Origin of the sequence: Bradyrhizobium sp. NC92 (genome assembly GCF_025200865.1) — a bacterium.
Lineage (GTDB): Bacteria > Pseudomonadota > Alphaproteobacteria > Rhizobiales > Xanthobacteraceae > Bradyrhizobium.
This window is the reverse complement of record NZ_CP104171.1, coordinates 5,561,525-5,575,480: the sequence shown is the minus strand read 5'-3', so window position 1 is coordinate 5,575,480 and position 13,956 is coordinate 5,561,525. Positions and strand designations below refer to the sequence as shown.

Sequence of the window (13,956 nt, the reverse complement as noted above, 5' to 3'; positions counted from 1 at the left end):
TGCAAATGGCCAAGACCGACACCAAGGGCGAAGCGGCGCGAAGCCGGCGTGCCCCGAGAAAAACGACATCGACCGCGGCATCGCGCACCTCGCGCCGCGCGACGAGCGCGAAAACCGAAACGCCGTATCATCACGGCGCGCTGCGCGAAGCGCTGCTCCAGGCCGCCGAACGGGTGCTGGAGCGCGACGGGCTTGCCGGCCTGACCTTGCGCGCGGTGGCGCGCGAGGCGGGCGTCTCGCATGCCGCACCCACCCATCATTTCGGCGATCTCACCGGTCTTCTCAGCGAGCTCGCGGCCGTCGGCTTCCGCCAGTTCAACGCGGCGATGGCGTCGTCCTGCGATGCCGCCACCACGCCGCTTGAGCGCGCGCTGGCGCGGCCGAAGGCCTATGTCGCCTATGCGCAGGCCCATCCCGGCATGTACGGCATCATGTTCCGCACCGAGCGGCTGGATTATTCCAGGCCCTCGCTGCACGAGGCGGCCGAAGCCTCCTTCGCCGGGCTCGCCAATGCCATCGGCGCGATGCGGCAGGAGCAGATCAGCGGCGATGCGCTGACCTTGAACCAGGCCGCCGCCATCGCGCGGGCCTGGTCGATGGTGCATGGCTTCACCACGCTGCTGCTGGACGGGCGGCTGAAGGACATCCTCGAGCGGCTGCCCGAGGGGACGACGGCCGAACGCCTGTTCGAGGCGATGCTGACCGCGCCCATCACCACGAAATTTCCCGTGTAGCGGCTTGTTTGGCGCTCTAGCGCCTGGTCGCGAGCTCGACGGCGCGGCCGGGCGTGCCGATGATCTTGACCTCGTCCTTGCCGCAAGCGAAGCCGCGGGCGAGATCGTCGGCGGCCTTGCGCGCGAGCTCGTTGGCGTTCGGGTTGGCGATCGCATCGACATAGGCGACGTGGCAGACCGGACCCGGCGGCAGCCGGGTCACCACCAGCATGGCCTTGGTGTTCGGCCGCCCCTGCTTGTCGGGATCGGAATTGTCGGCGATATGCCAGCGCTGGATGATCGCAAACGGCTTTGCGCCGGCCGCGCGCCATTCGATGGTGGGCTCCGACGAATTGAACGGCGCGAACCAGACTTTTGCCGCCGGTTCCTCAGCTGCTGCCTCGGTTGCGCCCGACCGAGACGATCTCGCGAAGATCGTCCTCGGCGATCAGCACGATCAGGCCGTCTTTGCCCGGACAAACCCGCGTGCTGCTGTCGTCGAGCGCGCTGGGCTTGCCAACCTGTCGGCAATCTTTTCCTGCTGTCGAGGTGTAGCTGCTGCCCAGGGATTGGGCGTCAGCGCTGTTCAGGCCGATGCAGGTCATCAGGACGGCCAAGCCGATGCTGGTAAGGCGGTTCATATGCGGCTTCGATGCAGTGGGAACTCCGTACCATCAGACGTCTTGATTGTGGGCAAGGTTCAAACAGGGACGCGACAGACCTGACAGCAGCGCGGAATCGTTCTAGAAGAACTGCTTCGCCTCAAGCCGTGCGGCCTCGTTCGCGTTCTCATTCTCCAGATCATGCCAGCCACCTCGAACAAACCTTATCGCGTCGGCCGCTCCAAGACCGGGCTCGGCCTCTTCGCCACCAAGCCGATCAAGAAGGGTAGCCGGATCATCCGCTATTTCGGACCGATCCTGGACTCGCGGATTCCCGAGCAGGACGAGATCGAGAACAAATATCTGTTCGAGCTCAACGGGCGCTGGACCATCGACGGATCGGTGCGCAAGAACCTCGCGCGCTACATCAACCATTCCTGCCGCCCCAATGCGGAATCGGACGTCCGGCCGCGCGAGCGCAAGGTCTATATCCGCGCCATCAGGAACATCGAGCCGGGCGACGAGATCAATTACGATTACGGCACCGACTATTTCAAAGCCTATCTGAAGCCGATCGGCTGCAAGTGCGATTCCTGCGAGAAGAAGCGCAAGAAGCTGCGCGCCGAGGCGAGGGCGGAAGCCGCCAAGGTGAAGGCGCGGGCCGAGCGCAAGGCGCAGAAGGCGGGCGCCAAAACCGCGTCCGTGAAAAAGAAGAAGCTGAACGGCAAGCACTTTGCCGGCAAGGTGGGCCGCGCGAAGGCGTAGCCCCGCGCACTCCGTCATTGCGAGCGCAGCGAAGCAATCCAGAAACCCACCGCGGAAAGACTCTGGATTGCTTCGCTGCGCTCGCAATGACGCTGTTGATACAGCGCGTTTAGATGCTGACCGTCCCCTCTGAGGCGGCCGCCTCTTCGGCGGCCCTCGAAGGGCGACGGCCCGCTTGCATCGGGATCGTTCATCCTTCGAGGCTCGCTGCGCGAGCGCCTCAGGCCCCGCAAGTTGGGTCGAGCCCTTGCGAAACCCATCGCATTTCCGCGCCGCTCGCCGTACTCGCTGCCTACCGGCGAGGCGTCGGGCAAAACACCCAAATCCAGTCAATCCCATCGCGCAGAAATATATCACTTTTCCGAATTTCGGATTTATGGCATACAGCGCCCATCCCGGCCCTGCCAGAGGGGCGTTTCGCGATCGTCACGAGATGCGGGCCGGGGTGCGGTGGACGCGGTAGCGCCGGCGCGATTTGCTTGAGGACAGGGCGGGCAACCGTGAGTCTCAGGCGATGCGCATACGACACGGCGCGGTCACAGCGGTTTGGTCGATGGTCTGGGGTGCGCACACTAAGCCCCGGACGCTGAGGCCAAATCGTCCGCGGACGGAGAAGTCGTGTGGTCCTGACGCCCGGGGTCTGTGCGTCAAGGCTTGCGGTGATGCGGCGGCCCAACCGGGTGCGCGCATCAGAGAAGCCGCGAGGCGACGGGGGCAATAGTGCAACGCTCCCCGAGGAGAGCACGAAGGACACCGTTAAAACCATCCGCGCAGGGAAGGCCGGGCGACCGGAAACACCTGTAGTCCACCCCGTGTGCATTTCCTTGTACACGGACTCGGGTGCCGCCGGCGCCCGGCCCTCCCTGCGCCCTCCGGCAATCGAAGGGCGCAAGCAACGAAGCAAAGCTCGGGCGAAATCCGCCGCGAGAACGCGAGGTCATGCATGCATCCGGGTACGATCCGATATGATGAAGCCTTCGCGTTCCCCGGTCTGCGCCGCGGAGCTGGCACGAAGCGATCACGCCGCGACGGCGTGCCCGCTTTTCTTCAATCCCACATATTGCAGCTCGGCGAACACGCCGGTGGCGATGGCTTGCGCGACGACCATGAGCTCGCCGGCGAGGTTCGGCGATACCGCGCCCGAGAGCAGCAGCGCGATGCTGCCGACGGTCCAGACCGCATTGCCGATCACGACCAGCAGGACCAGCGGCTTTGCCAGCGTCGCTCGCGAGGCGAGCCAGCCGACCAGGGCGGTGTAGGCGATCAGGAACAGGCCGGTCTCGCGCAGCAGCGCTTCGGGCAGGTTGAACAGCGCTGCGAACGTGCTCGCGCCGAAGGTGAAGCCGAGCGCGGCGATGCCGCTGAAGATGGCGTCGGCGAAGAGGGCGCGGCGCAGGAAGGTGGATGCATCGATCATCTCAGGTCTCCTTGGTTGGGCTGGGTGGAACTCAATGCCGACCGCGCCACCAGGCGCGGAGCAGACGGGCGAGACGGAACGGGCAGAGGCTCCTGCCGACGCCGTGCTCGAAGGCGATGACCTGCGCCACGACGTAGTCGCCGGTCGAATGCACCAGGGGCTCCGGCATGTTGAGGCTGCGCGCCAGCATCCGCGTTGCGAACGCCATGGCCCAGGGCAAGACGTGGTCTGCGACGGTCCTGTAGAGCAGCAGTGCGATCATGGTCATCTCCTGTTGCGAACGAAGATGCGCGCGTCCGTGCCCCGTTTCGATTACCTCGCGGGTAATGGAAGGGCCGAAATCCGCATGCTAGGTTTTTGGTCATGAACGCACATGCATCCACGGCCCAGGCCGAACGCAGCCAGCCGATCCATATCGGCGACCATTTGCGCGAATGGCGGCAGCGCCGCCGCATGAGTCAGCTCGATCTGGCGGGCGAGGCCGAAATCTCGGCGCGGCACCTGAGTTTCGTCGAGACCGGCCGCGCCGCGCCCTCGCGCGACATGGTGCTCCGGCTGGCCGAACGTCTCGACGTGCCCTTGCGCGAACGCAACGTGCTGCTGGTCGCCGCCGGTTTCGCGCCAGCCTTTCCGCAGCGCCCGCTGGAGGATCCCGCCTTGAACTCAGCCCGTCAGGCGATCGACCTCGTCTTGAAAGCGCATGAGCCCAATCCGGCGCTCGCGGTGGATCGGCACTGGAACCTGGTCTCCGCCAATCGGATGGTGGCACCGCTGCTCGATGGCGTCCCGCAGCATCTGCTCGGCCAGCCCGTCAACGTGCTGCGGCTGGCCTTCCATCCCGAGGCGCTGGCACCGCGCACGGTCAATCTCGCCGAATGGTGCGGGCATCTTCTGGAACGGCTGCACCGGCAGTGCGAGGCGACAGCCGATCCGGCGCTGATCAAGCTCTACAATGATCTGAAGAGCTATCCGCTTCCGGCGCGTTCGGCCCCGCTGTCGAGCGACAATGTCGCGATCCCGTTCAAGCTGCGGCATGGCGGAGAGATCCTCAGCTTCTTCTCCACGACCATGGTGTTCGGCACGCCCGTCGACATCACCCTCTCGGAGCTGGCGCTGGAGACGTTCTTTCCGGCGGACGAGCGCACCGCCGAGCGGTTGAAGCAGATGGCGGCCCGCCTGCAGTGACGCCGTTTACAGGACGGAGCAGCGCTCGCATAATCGGCGGATGGACACACGCGCGTTCCGGCGGTTGCGGCCGGCCAATCCCGTCGGTGATCTCCTGCGCGGCTGGCGCACGCGTCGCGCCTTGAGCCAGGCTGAGCTTGCGTTCGAGGCCGGCATCTCGATCAAGCATCTGAGCTATGTCGAGACCGGCAAGGCGGCAGCAAGCCGCGACATCCTGCTGCAGCTCGCGTCCGCGCTCGATCTGTCGTTGCGCGACCGCAACGCGCTGCTCGAGGCCGGCGGCTTCGCGCGGCAATATGGCGAGCGCGATCTGTCGGCGCCGGAGCTTGCCGAGGCGCGGCGTGCCATCGATCTTCTGCTCAGCCGTCACGAGCCATTCCCGGCGATCGTCACCGACCGGCGCTGGAACGTGATGCAGGCCAATCGCGCCGCCTCGCGCTTGATGAGCATGCTGCTTGGCCCTGAGCGCATGCAGCGGCCGCTCAATCACATGCGCATGTTCCTCGCGCCCGACGAGCTCAAGCCGTTCGTCGAGAACTGGCCGATTGTTGCGGCCGCGCTGCTGGCGCGGGCGCGGCATGAAGCAATGGCCGCGCCGCTTGACGAGGCCTTGCAATCGACCTGGCGCGAATTGATGCGGCTGCCGCAGCTTCCTGCGCCGACCGAGGACAATTCCGTGCCGGGGCCGCTCTGCGAGGTGCGCCTGCGCAAGGGCGATGTCGGCATTGGTCTGATCGGTGCGGTGCTGACGCTCGGCACCCCGCAGGACGTGACGCTGCAGGAGCTTCGCGTCGAAATGTTCATGCCTGTTGATGCCGCGTCCGAAGGCGCCTTGGTTGCGCTTGCAGCTCAGGACGCCTGAGCCTGCGCCTCGCGCCGCTCGAAGCTCATGGCTTGCATCACTTCCGCGAATGGACCGTTGCGATCGCTCAGTGTCGCCGTGGTGAGGCCCGCGCCATGGGCGCCGACGCGCGTGGCGGCGCGGATCAGGATCCATTCGCCCTCCGGCGGACGGAAGAAATAGAGGCTGATCTCCGGGTTGATGAAGGTCCATTGGCGCATGTCGACGATCTGGGCGACGCCGCTGGAGAAGTCCGCGGCCTGCACCGCCTGGAGCAGCGGCGTGTTCGGTTCGCCCTCGACCAGCGGCGCATCGAGCCGCATCCAGGCCGCGGCCGGGCCCGGCTTCTCCAGGGCGCCCTCGATCAGGCGCACCGACACGTTCTGGAAATAGCGACTCCATTTCTGCGCGAAGGCGGGCGGCAGGGTGCCGGCCTCGGGCCCCTTGTCGACGGCCACGGGCCTCGCGAAGGGGTCGATGGGCGACTCGCCGCTCGGCGCCGTCAGCAGCGCCGTGCAGCGGCCGATCTCGGTGTCGCCGTCCATCAGCCGCACCTGCAGGGTCTTGGCCTTGCGACCGTCGCGCAGCAGCTCGCTGACCGCCCTGAACAGGCGCAGGCCCGCCGGCCGCCACAGATCGAAGGTCAGGCGCCGCACCGCAAAGCCGGATTTGGCAGCGAGGCGCTCGACCTCGCGGGTCATCAGCGCGGTGGTGGCGCTTCCCTGCAGCATGTCCGGCGACCACGGGCCGCCGGCATGCTCGGTGGGCCGGAACAAATCGCCTTCCGGCTTGAAAATGGCGGTCATCGCGGTCTCCCCTTGGGCTTGATCGTGGCCGCAACTATCGGGGCGGGGGCAACGTGCCACAATAACCGCAGAGGTGAAGTCGTGAGCCATGCAGGACGGGTGCCTTGCACCGCCCCCGGTTCGGCTTATGTTCGGGCGGACCCTCGAAGTGCCCGAAGGAGGCGCCTGACATGAGCACGCTGAAACCGCTCCAGATCGACGTCGTCTCCGACGTGGTCTGCCCCTGGTGCTATATCGGCAAGCACCGCATCGAGAGCGCGCTGGCGCTCGTGCCCGACGTTCCGGTCAAGCTCAATTTCCGCCCCTTCTTCCTCAATCCCTGGGTGCCGCGCGAGGGCATCAGCCGCGAGGCCTATCTCACCCAGAAGTTCGGCTCGGTCGAAGCCTATAAGGGCATTGCGGGGCGCGTCGTCGCGGCCGCGAGCGAGGAGGGGCTCGTCTACAAGCCGGAGCTGGTGGCGCGCCAGCCCAACACGACCGACTGCCATCGCCTCATCCTCTGGGCGGAAGCGATCGGCAAGGCGCCCGAGATGAAGCAGCGCCTGATGGAGCTGTACTTCCGCGACGGCGGCGATCTCACCGATGTGAACGTGCTGGTGCAGGCGGCTGCCGATATCGGCCTCGATGCCGACGACGTTCGCAAGCGCCTCGCCACCGACGAGGATGTCGCGCGCGTCTCGGTAGATGCTCAGGAAGCCGCCGACAAGGGCATCTCCGGCGTGCCGACCTATGTCTTTGCACAGAAGTACGCCGTCTCCGGCGCGCAGGATCCGAGCCTGCTCGCCCGCGCCATTCGCCAGGTCTCGGCGGAGATCAACGCGCAGGCGGCGGAGTAGGCTGAGAAAGTTGAATCTGTCGTCAGCTTGGGCAATTGTTCGGGGCGCGAGGACAATATGAAGATTAAGATTGTCATACACGAGGCGGAAGAGGGGGGCTTCTGGGCCGAAGTCCCGGCCATCCCTGGTTGTGCCACGGAAGGCGATACCATGGATGAGCTCATGGCAAATCTTCGCGACGCGATTGAAGGATGTCTGTCGGTCGAAGTAGCGCCGCCGGAGCCGGGTGGCATCGAACGGATTTTGGAACTGACGACGTGAAATCCGTCTCTGGTCGGGAGTTCGCGCGTATCGTCGAACGACACGGCTGGAGTTTACTTCGCGTCAGCGGCAGTCATCACATCTACAGCAAGCCGGGCAGCATCGTCCGGCTCTCCGTTCCGATCCATAGCAATAAGCCCCTAAAGACGGGGCTCCTGCGTCATCTCGTCAAGATGGCTGAGCTATCGGACGACGATCTATAGCCTCACTTCCTGATCAAATGAGCCGCGTATCGGGCCGCCGCGTAGGCGATCTTGTGCGTCGCGAGCGCTCCATGAACCAGCGTCACGACCGGGTCGTGCCGCCGCAGCGGGATCAGCACGTCCCCAATTGCAAGGCGTCCGCGCCAGATCGGGTTGATCATGGGATGATCGGCATTTGCCGTCGAATCCGCGCTGGCGATGGCGGGATCGGCGCAGAGATGGCGGGTGAGGTCCAGCGTCAGCTGCACGCCGGGCGAATATTTTGCAAAGCGCTCGCCGATGCCGAGCTTGAAGAAGAAGGCGCGATCCTGGTGGCGCAGCACGATGCCGGCGGCAATCGGGGTCGCGCCGGCGCGAAGCGTGACGATCTCGCACTGTGCAGCCTCTGCCAGCGCCGGCACGGCGCGGCGGATGAAGGTTGCGTCGCCGGCGTGCTGAACCAGCGCGGTGCCGCGCTTGCCCTTCCAGCCGCTCGCTTCGAGCTGCAGGAAGCTTTCGAGCGCAGGTCCGATCTCGTCGGAGCTGCGCGCAATCTCGAACACGACAGGGCCGTGCTCCTCGAGACGGTGGCGCTGTCGCCGCAGCTCCTTGAGCTTCTTGGCGCCGAGCGCGTCGCGCAACAGCATGTCCCGATCCTTCGTCGCATCGAGGCTGGCGCGGATGTAGGAGCTGAGGATACGCGGCTTCAGGCCGTCGCGCTTAAGCACCTGCTTGAGCGATGCCATGGCTGCGCCGTCGAGGGCGACGTCGGTCAGCACGAGCGCATGCGCGCCGGCCTCGCGTGCCTGCTGCAGCAGACGCGCGGCGGCCTCGAGCGGAGCGTCGCGGTCGAGCAGCGGGCTGCACAGCGTGCCATAGGGATGCGCGCTCACCAGGGCGGGCAGGGGAATCTTCCAGGCGCGCCAGAGCGAGATCACCGGCATCAGGCCGATCAGCCGCGCCGAAGAGTCGTATGCGGCCAGAGCCGAGGCATCCGTGCGACCGCGCGCCGTTGCACTGACGGCCAGCTCCCAGGCGGGCAGATAATATCCGTTCGGCTCGATCGCCCGCTGCGCCAGCGCGCGCCATTGGCCGGTGTCGACGGCGGCAATCGGGACAGGCGCGCGCGCCATCGCGACATCCCTTGCCGATGCCGGATTGATCGCCGCCTGATGCGCGATGTCGACCACGTCCCGTCGTCCCCGTTCGCGCGAGCTGAGCCCGTGCTACCGGGCATTGCTTAGCGCAAAGATTGGAAAATACCGTTGGGACGCCGCTGCAATTCGAGCGGTAGTGTTAACATTCCATTCAGCATCCGGCCGGGGGTGATCCCGAAGTTTCAGGGCAGTCGCATATGACTTGCCCTGAGGACTCGTGGCCAGTCTCCCGGCACTCCCGCCGTCTTGCGAAGGCGAGAGTCCGACTTGCCGGCGCAGAAGAGGCGGTACAGAATCTCCAGCACTGCGCGGACTTCCGGTCTCGCGCTTGCCTGCGAAACTACCTCGCTCGGGAGAGGCTCATGGTCTCGACATCATTTACGCCGATCGCGTCCCTTGTTGGCGGTGCGATGATTGGCCTCGCGGCCGTTCTGCTGATGTGGGCAACGGGCCGGATCGCCGGCGTCAGCGGCATCGCGGCGCGGCTGTTTCCGCCCTATGAGGACCGCGAATTCGCCGGGCGCCTCGCCTTCGTGGCCGGTCTCGCCGCCGCGCCCGTGCTGGTGCGGCTCGTCACGGGAGGTCTGCCGGAGCAGACGATCGCGGCGGGACCGGCTCTCCTGATCGTCGGCGGATTGCTCACGGGGTTCGGTTCGGTGTGGGGCAGTGGCTGCACCTCAGGCCACGGCGTTTGTGGCCTGTCGCGGCTGTCGGTGCGCTCGCTGGTCGCCACAATGACCTTCATGGCCGCCGGAATGGCCACCGTCTTCGTGATGCGGCACTGGAGCTGATCGCCATGGCAATCCTCGTTCAATTCGCGATCGGGTTGATCTTCGGCATCGGCCTCATCGTCTCCGGGATGTCGAACCCCGCAAAGGTGCTGAACTTCCTGGACATCGGCGGCATTCCGGCAGGGACATGGGATGCGAGCCTCGCATTCGTCATGGCGGGCGCGGTGGCGGTGACCTTCGTCGGATTCAACCGCGTCCTGAAGCTCGCGCGTCCGCTCTTCGCCGACCGATTCTATCTGCCGACGCGGCTCGACATCGATCCCAGGATCGTTGCAGGTCCTGCGATCTTCGGTGTCGGCTGGGGGCTGGTGGGCTTCTGTCCGGGGCCGGCGCTGACCGCGCTCGGATTTGGCTCGCTCTCTGCCGTCATCTTCGTCGTGGCGATGTGCGCCGGCATGGTGCTCGCCCGCTTCATCGCTCATCTGCCGTCGTTGACGCGCCTCGTCACACCGGCCGATCCGCTCGAAACCTGAAGTCACGCCAGAGAGCAGTCATGGACCCCAGAGGCACTCATCAAGCTCGGCGGTTCCAGCAGCCCGACATCGGCGGTTGGTTCGGTCGCACGAACGGGACCGGGCGAATAGTCTCGTCCGGTCCCAACCATCAAGCCTTCATCGATCACCAGCGGTCGTCGACACCGACGCCGACGCTGACGCCGGGCGCGCGAATGCCGACGCCGGCGCGCGGGCCGTCATCCCAATCGCGATGATAGGTCCGGCGCTCGTAGTAGCGCTCGCGCGGCATGTAGTTGTAGGAATCGCGCACGATCACGCGCGAACCGCCGCGTGTGCGATAGCAGCGGCCATCCTCGTCGCAGACAAGTCGCACCTGCTGCACGAGATCCGGATTGGTGTACTCGCTGCTCGTATAGATATCGGAAGCCTTCGCCCCCGAGGCGGCGGCCAAAGCACCCACGCCAGCCAACAGCGCAATAGTCAACGTCCTCATCATGTCCTCCTCGAAACTGCCCTCGGCGGTAACAAGAAGGGGAGGCGGTGATCGTTCCCGGTCGCGGTACTGGTTTTTCCCGGAACCTTGTCGTCAAGGCGGGTTCCTAGATCGGCTCGTAAGTCTCCGTCCCGCAGATGTCGTCGGCGTCCGCGCGCCGGCGGTCCACGACCTTGCCGCCGTTGATCGTCACGATGTAGGTCTGGGCGCCGAGCGACGTGCCGGTCGCCGAGGTGAGCTGCGCGCGGACGCACGCGGTCCAGCCCGGTCCTCGCACCTCACGATGGGGCGGGGCGACGTGCACCTCGCGCGGATAGGATGTTGCGAGAAAGACGACGTCGATCTGCTCGCGCACCACGCGCTTGACGTCGGGGGGCGCTTCCGGCGGCGGCTGCTCGGCCTCCTTCATGCGCATGAACTCCGGCACCGGAGCGCGGCTGTCGGCAAAGCCGCAGGCACCGAGCGCCAGCGCGCCGATGAGCAGCGCCGCATGAGCAATGATCCGCAACATCCGTGGAGGTCCCCTGCGGGCCAACAGATAGGCACGAACGCGATCCGACGAAGTCCCGGTCGATCAAGTTTTGCTGAAGTCTTGGAACCCGCAACATTGCTATTCCGCGATTGCGGGCTAGTTTGTACCCCACGCGAGGGGGATTGCTGCAATGAGGATTTTGGTCATCGCGGCCGCCGTGCTGGCACTGACGGTCGCATCAGTGCAGGCGCAGGGCCGGCGCCAGCCCAATGACGGCGCCAAGCCGATCGACAACAGTCCCAAGGTCGACGAGAAGGCCTACAAGGCCGCGCTCGAGCGCATTCCCGAACCCAAGGACAGGTACGACCCCTGGGGCGGCGCCCGTCCGGGTGAACCTGCCAAGAAGCCGAAATGAGGTGAGGTGGATGGCGCGGACCTGTATTTCGGTTTCGGAGAAGCGCCGTCGCTCCTGTCGCGCACGACCGATCGTGCCAGTGGACGATTTGTTGCGGGGTCATCATCGATCGTGCTCGCGGTCGTCACGCGCGTGATTGCGAACCGCGTTGGTGCCGCCGTCGTATCGAAGCAATCATGATCGTGTTGTGCATGTGATGCGAACGTTCGTTCACATCGCGCCTGCTATTGCACGAAAGCGAGGCCGACGCGCTTGTCGCTGCGCCAAACTGTGCGACAATGCCTTACGAAATGGTCGCACGCGATCGAGAGCGTGACCGATTGCGGCAACATGACGGGAGTGTCGAGGTCGATCGCCGCGCCGCCCGCCGACATGTTTCGCACCGTGCAAGCAATGCCGCTGTTTTCAAAGGTGATCTTTCCGCCCTTGAAAACACGATGACGTTGCGATGTGCGCTTCTCAATCATCCGCGTCAGTCCTGCCGAGGATTATGAAGTAGTGCATAGAAATTACGTTGAACTAAACTCAATACTGGCGCTACTTGCGCGGCGTTTCAGACTTTGTTTACGACGTTGGAGCGGCGAGCCGCTCCAACGAACCTGCCTAAAGAGCCTACCCAAGAGCCTTTCCTTTATGGCGTGACGCGCCGATGGAGATATTGATGAAGACTTCGCTTTCGCTTCTTTTCGCCGCAGCGCTCTCGCTGGCCTCGATGCCCGCTCACGCCGCAAAGTGGGACCTCTCGACCATGTCCTGCAAGCAGTTCCTGGAGAGCGGCGAGGACAACATCGCGGTCGTGCTGACCTGGATGGACGGCTGGTACAAGGGCGACGAAGACAACGCGATCATCGACACCGACGTCTTCATCGCGAACGCCAAGAAGTTCGGCGCCTATTGCGGAAAGAATCCGACCGTCAGCGTCGTCACCGCCGCCGACGAGATCCTCGGCAAGTGATATCGCGGGCGCAATGACGCGAAGCGCGAGCGCGCTTCCTGTCCCGACACGATTGCATCGAGAGCCGCGTCGAGCTTTGCGCTCCGCGCGGCTCTCTTGTTTCAGAGTGCGTTCATCCCGGCAGCATCGCGAACGCGCTCGAGACCATCGCGGCCGGCTTGCCGTCGGCGGCCGAGAGCAGCGTGACGCGGCCAAAGCTCATGGTGCGCCCGAGCCGCACCACGCGCGCGTCCGCCAGCACGTCGGACGCGGAGATCGCGCGCATGAAATGCGTGGTCTGGTCGACCGTGGTCATGGGACGGTAGCCGCGATTGGCGGCGAGGATCGCGATCACCATCGCGGTATCGGCGAGCGCCATCAGAGCCTGGCCGCAGACCACGCCGCCGTTCCGGCACAGCCGCTCCGAAAACGGCATGCGCAGCAGCGCGCCGGGCTGCCAGTCCGCAACGTCCGCGGGCGGCGCATGCTCGAGGCGCTCGACCGCGAGGTTGAGATCCTGGACCCAGGGCGCAAAGACCTCGCCGAGGATGCGCCTGGCGTCGTCGAGGCCGAACTCCGCTTCTGGCTGCGTTTGCATTGCTGTCGCGCGCTCCTGTGTTGCCGGATGTTTCGTCGCATTGTGCGCGCATCGGCGAGGCAAAGTCACTCGGTCTCGCGCCGGCCGCCTCGGCTTGAAAATGCCTGACTTGGCCCGATATGATGCCTCGCTTGGGTAGGGTTGGATGATGTTGCGTCGCTGTGTCCTCGTCTTTTGCATGGCCGTGCTCGGTCTTGGGCTGGGCGGGTGCACCAAATGCGGTCCGATCTGGGACGACTGGCTGCATGCGCCGAAATCATGCAGATCGGATCGGCTCTAGCGGCCCTCCGGGTCGTGACCGGGCTGACAAGGATGACACGGCGCGGGCGATCCGCGCCTCATGGAAGATCTAAGGAGTGAATGATGAAGCTTTTCCGTTTGGCCGCGGTACTGGCCGTGCTGGCGGGACCTGCCTACGCGCAAATGCCCAATGTCAATTTGATGCAGGATCTCCCCAGCAAGTCCCCGGAGGAGAAGGCCGCCGAGGCCGAGCGTGACAAGGCCTACAAGGAAACGCTGAAGAAGATTCCTGATTCCAAGGCGTCCAGCGATCCCTGGGGCGGCATGCGCGCCGATCCGCCGAAGCAGCCGGCGGCCCCGAAGGCGTCAGCCGCAACCAGTGCGCCGAAGAAGTCCAAGAGCGGTACGGCCGCCAACTGACCCCGTTCCGGTAGGCACGAAGTCTTTCCGACGGGACTCCTCTTGATCCGGCCCGCGCCCTACATTGTCCGTAGCGTAGTGCGTTGAGGAAGGCAGGACATGGCCGATCGTCCGCGGGATCTCGCCGAGCGGATGGCGCGCCGGCGCAAGGCGGCCGGCAAGCCGGGGCCGACCGCGCGCGGTGATGGCTATCTGCGCGAGACTTTTACGCTGCCGCGCGCGGCGGCGCGGGAGAGGGCGCAGGCCTTCTTCGCCCGCTATCCCAAGGCCGGCTATATGAGCGAGGTCGAGACTTGGCGCGAATTGCCGGGCGGCGAGATCGAGTTCACGATGCGGCGGCTGCCCAGCGCGGACTGATGCGCTCTATGGCACA

22 protein-coding genes and 1 pseudogene are annotated in these 13,956 nt (G+C 65.4%); 13 read left to right on the top strand and 10 right to left on the bottom strand.

All coding sequences use genetic code 11. From position 1 onward, the window contains the following. Window positions 1-5 precede the first annotated feature (5 nt). The gene (locus N2602_RS26440) at window positions 6-734 is read left to right on the top strand and encodes a TetR/AcrR family transcriptional regulator (protein ID WP_260379910.1); all 729 of its coding nucleotides are present in this window, start codon (window positions 6-8) and stop codon (window positions 732-734) included. 16 nt (window positions 735-750) lie between these two features. On the opposite strand, the pseudogene N2602_RS26435 reads toward N2602_RS26440, so the two are convergent. Beyond that, window positions 751-1,354: pseudogene (locus tag N2602_RS26435) on the bottom strand (hypothetical protein). Between the two features lie 162 nt (window positions 1,355-1,516). Between N2602_RS26435 and N2602_RS26430 the strand changes: the two are divergent. Then, a complete protein-coding gene (locus tag N2602_RS26430) occupies window positions 1,517-2,080 on the top strand; it encodes an SET domain-containing protein (RefSeq protein WP_260379909.1) in 564 nt (187 codons plus the stop codon). A gap of 14 nt (window positions 2,081-2,094) precedes the next feature. On the opposite strand, the gene N2602_RS26425 is transcribed toward N2602_RS26430, so the two are convergent. The 3 genes from N2602_RS26425 to N2602_RS26415 all read right to left on the bottom strand — a co-directional run bounded on the left by N2602_RS26425 (window position 2,095) and on the right by N2602_RS26415 (window position 3,759). Then, the gene (locus N2602_RS26425) at window positions 2,095-2,274 is read right to left on the bottom strand and encodes a hypothetical protein (RefSeq protein WP_260379908.1); all 180 of its coding nucleotides are present in this window, start codon (window positions 2,272-2,274) and stop codon (window positions 2,095-2,097) included. An 824-nt stretch (window positions 2,275-3,098) separates the two neighbouring features. Beyond that, window positions 3,099-3,497, bottom strand: a complete 399-nt coding sequence (locus N2602_RS26420; protein ID WP_260379907.1) for a hypothetical protein — start codon at window positions 3,495-3,497, stop codon at window positions 3,099-3,101. A gap of 31 nt (window positions 3,498-3,528) precedes the next feature. Then, on the bottom strand, window positions 3,529-3,759 hold the full coding sequence (locus tag N2602_RS26415; RefSeq protein WP_172782909.1) for a hypothetical protein: 231 nt from the start codon (window positions 3,757-3,759) through the stop codon (window positions 3,529-3,531). 101 nt (window positions 3,760-3,860) lie between these two features. Between N2602_RS26415 and N2602_RS26410 the strand changes: the two genes are divergently transcribed. Together N2602_RS26410 and N2602_RS26405 are read left to right on the top strand one after the other, a co-directional pair. After that, window positions 3,861-4,682: a helix-turn-helix domain-containing protein gene (locus N2602_RS26410; protein WP_260379906.1), complete on the top strand. Its 822-nt coding sequence runs from the start codon at window positions 3,861-3,863 to the stop codon at window positions 4,680-4,682. 40 nt (window positions 4,683-4,722) lie between these two features. Next, window positions 4,723-5,544, top strand: a complete 822-nt coding sequence (locus N2602_RS26405; RefSeq protein ID WP_260379905.1) for a helix-turn-helix domain-containing protein — start codon at window positions 4,723-4,725, stop codon at window positions 5,542-5,544. Here N2602_RS26405 and N2602_RS26400 read toward each other — a convergent pair. Further along, window positions 5,532-6,329, bottom strand: a complete 798-nt coding sequence (locus tag N2602_RS26400) for a thioesterase family protein (RefSeq protein WP_260379904.1) — start codon at window positions 6,327-6,329, stop codon at window positions 5,532-5,534. The two genes, N2602_RS26405 and N2602_RS26400, sit on opposite strands and share 13 nt — an antisense overlap. 170 nt (window positions 6,330-6,499) lie before the next feature. Here N2602_RS26400 and N2602_RS26395 point away from each other — a divergent pair, with 170 nt between their 5' ends. From N2602_RS26395 to N2602_RS26385, 3 genes are read left to right on the top strand one after another with little or no spacing between them, the layout of a single operon-like run. Beyond that, complete coding sequence (locus N2602_RS26395; protein ID WP_260379903.1) at window positions 6,500-7,165, top strand: DsbA family oxidoreductase; 666 nt, start codon at window positions 6,500-6,502, stop codon at window positions 7,163-7,165. Window positions 7,166-7,222: 57 nt separating this feature from the next. After that, window positions 7,223-7,426 (top strand): type II toxin-antitoxin system HicB family antitoxin, encoded by a 204-nt coding sequence (locus N2602_RS26390; protein WP_212257987.1) that lies wholly within the window; start codon window positions 7,223-7,225, stop codon window positions 7,424-7,426. Beyond that, window positions 7,357-7,629: a type II toxin-antitoxin system HicA family toxin gene (locus tag N2602_RS26385; protein ID WP_260379902.1), complete on the top strand. Its 273-nt coding sequence runs from the start codon at window positions 7,357-7,359 to the stop codon at window positions 7,627-7,629. The genes N2602_RS26390 and N2602_RS26385 overlap by 70 nt, the downstream gene beginning before the upstream one ends. 2 nt (window positions 7,630-7,631) lie before the next feature. Here N2602_RS26385 and N2602_RS26380 read toward each other — a convergent pair whose 3' ends face one another. Beyond that, the gene (locus N2602_RS26380) at window positions 7,632-8,798 is read right to left on the bottom strand and encodes a GNAT family N-acetyltransferase (protein WP_260379901.1); all 1,167 of its coding nucleotides are present in this window, start codon (window positions 8,796-8,798) and stop codon (window positions 7,632-7,634) included. A 329-nt stretch (window positions 8,799-9,127) separates the two neighbouring features. Between N2602_RS26380 and N2602_RS26375 the strand changes: the two genes are divergently transcribed. Together N2602_RS26375 and N2602_RS26370 are read left to right on the top strand one after the other, a co-directional pair. Continuing rightward, a complete protein-coding gene (locus N2602_RS26375) occupies window positions 9,128-9,556 on the top strand; it encodes a YeeE/YedE family protein (protein WP_172782916.1) in 429 nt (142 codons plus the stop codon). Between the two features lie 5 nt (window positions 9,557-9,561). Further along, entirely contained in the window at window positions 9,562-10,029 is a 468-nt protein-coding gene (locus N2602_RS26370) for a DUF6691 family protein (RefSeq protein ID WP_172782917.1), read from the top strand. Window positions 10,030-10,174: 145 nt separating this feature from the next. Here the strand turns inward: N2602_RS26370 and N2602_RS26365 are convergent, their stop codons facing one another. Next, window positions 10,175-10,507: a hypothetical protein gene (locus N2602_RS26365; protein ID WP_172782918.1), complete on the bottom strand. Its 333-nt coding sequence runs from the start codon at window positions 10,505-10,507 to the stop codon at window positions 10,175-10,177. 103 nt (window positions 10,508-10,610) lie between these two features. Further along, the gene (locus N2602_RS26360; protein ID WP_172782919.1) at window positions 10,611-11,015 is read right to left on the bottom strand and encodes a hypothetical protein; all 405 of its coding nucleotides are present in this window, start codon (window positions 11,013-11,015) and stop codon (window positions 10,611-10,613) included. A gap of 151 nt (window positions 11,016-11,166) precedes the next feature. Here N2602_RS26360 and N2602_RS26355 point away from each other — a divergent pair, with 151 nt between their 5' ends. Next, the gene (locus tag N2602_RS26355; protein WP_212257991.1) at window positions 11,167-11,391 is read left to right on the top strand and encodes a hypothetical protein; all 225 of its coding nucleotides are present in this window, start codon (window positions 11,167-11,169) and stop codon (window positions 11,389-11,391) included. Window positions 11,392-11,615: 224 nt separating this feature from the next. On the opposite strand, the gene N2602_RS26350 is transcribed toward N2602_RS26355, so the two are convergent. Continuing rightward, window positions 11,616-11,858, bottom strand: coding sequence for a PilZ domain-containing protein (locus tag N2602_RS26350; RefSeq protein WP_260379900.1), 243 nt, complete (start codon window positions 11,856-11,858; stop codon window positions 11,616-11,618). 194 nt (window positions 11,859-12,052) lie between these two features. Here N2602_RS26350 and N2602_RS26345 point away from each other — a divergent pair, with 194 nt between their 5' ends. Further along, complete coding sequence (locus N2602_RS26345) at window positions 12,053-12,346, top strand: HdeA/HdeB family chaperone (RefSeq protein ID WP_172782922.1); 294 nt, start codon at window positions 12,053-12,055, stop codon at window positions 12,344-12,346. A gap of 112 nt (window positions 12,347-12,458) precedes the next feature. On the opposite strand, the gene N2602_RS26340 is transcribed toward N2602_RS26345, so the two are convergent. After that, window positions 12,459-12,923, bottom strand: coding sequence for a PaaI family thioesterase (locus N2602_RS26340; protein WP_172782923.1), 465 nt, complete (start codon window positions 12,921-12,923; stop codon window positions 12,459-12,461). Window positions 12,924-13,286: 363 nt separating this feature from the next. Here N2602_RS26340 and N2602_RS26335 point away from each other — a divergent pair, with 363 nt between their 5' ends. Continuing rightward, on the top strand, window positions 13,287-13,583 hold the full coding sequence (locus N2602_RS26335) for a hypothetical protein (RefSeq protein ID WP_172782924.1): 297 nt from the start codon (window positions 13,287-13,289) through the stop codon (window positions 13,581-13,583). A 99-nt stretch (window positions 13,584-13,682) separates the two neighbouring features. Further along, window positions 13,683-13,940, top strand: coding sequence for a hypothetical protein (locus N2602_RS26330; protein WP_172782925.1), 258 nt, complete (start codon window positions 13,683-13,685; stop codon window positions 13,938-13,940). Window positions 13,941-13,956 lie beyond the last annotated feature (16 nt).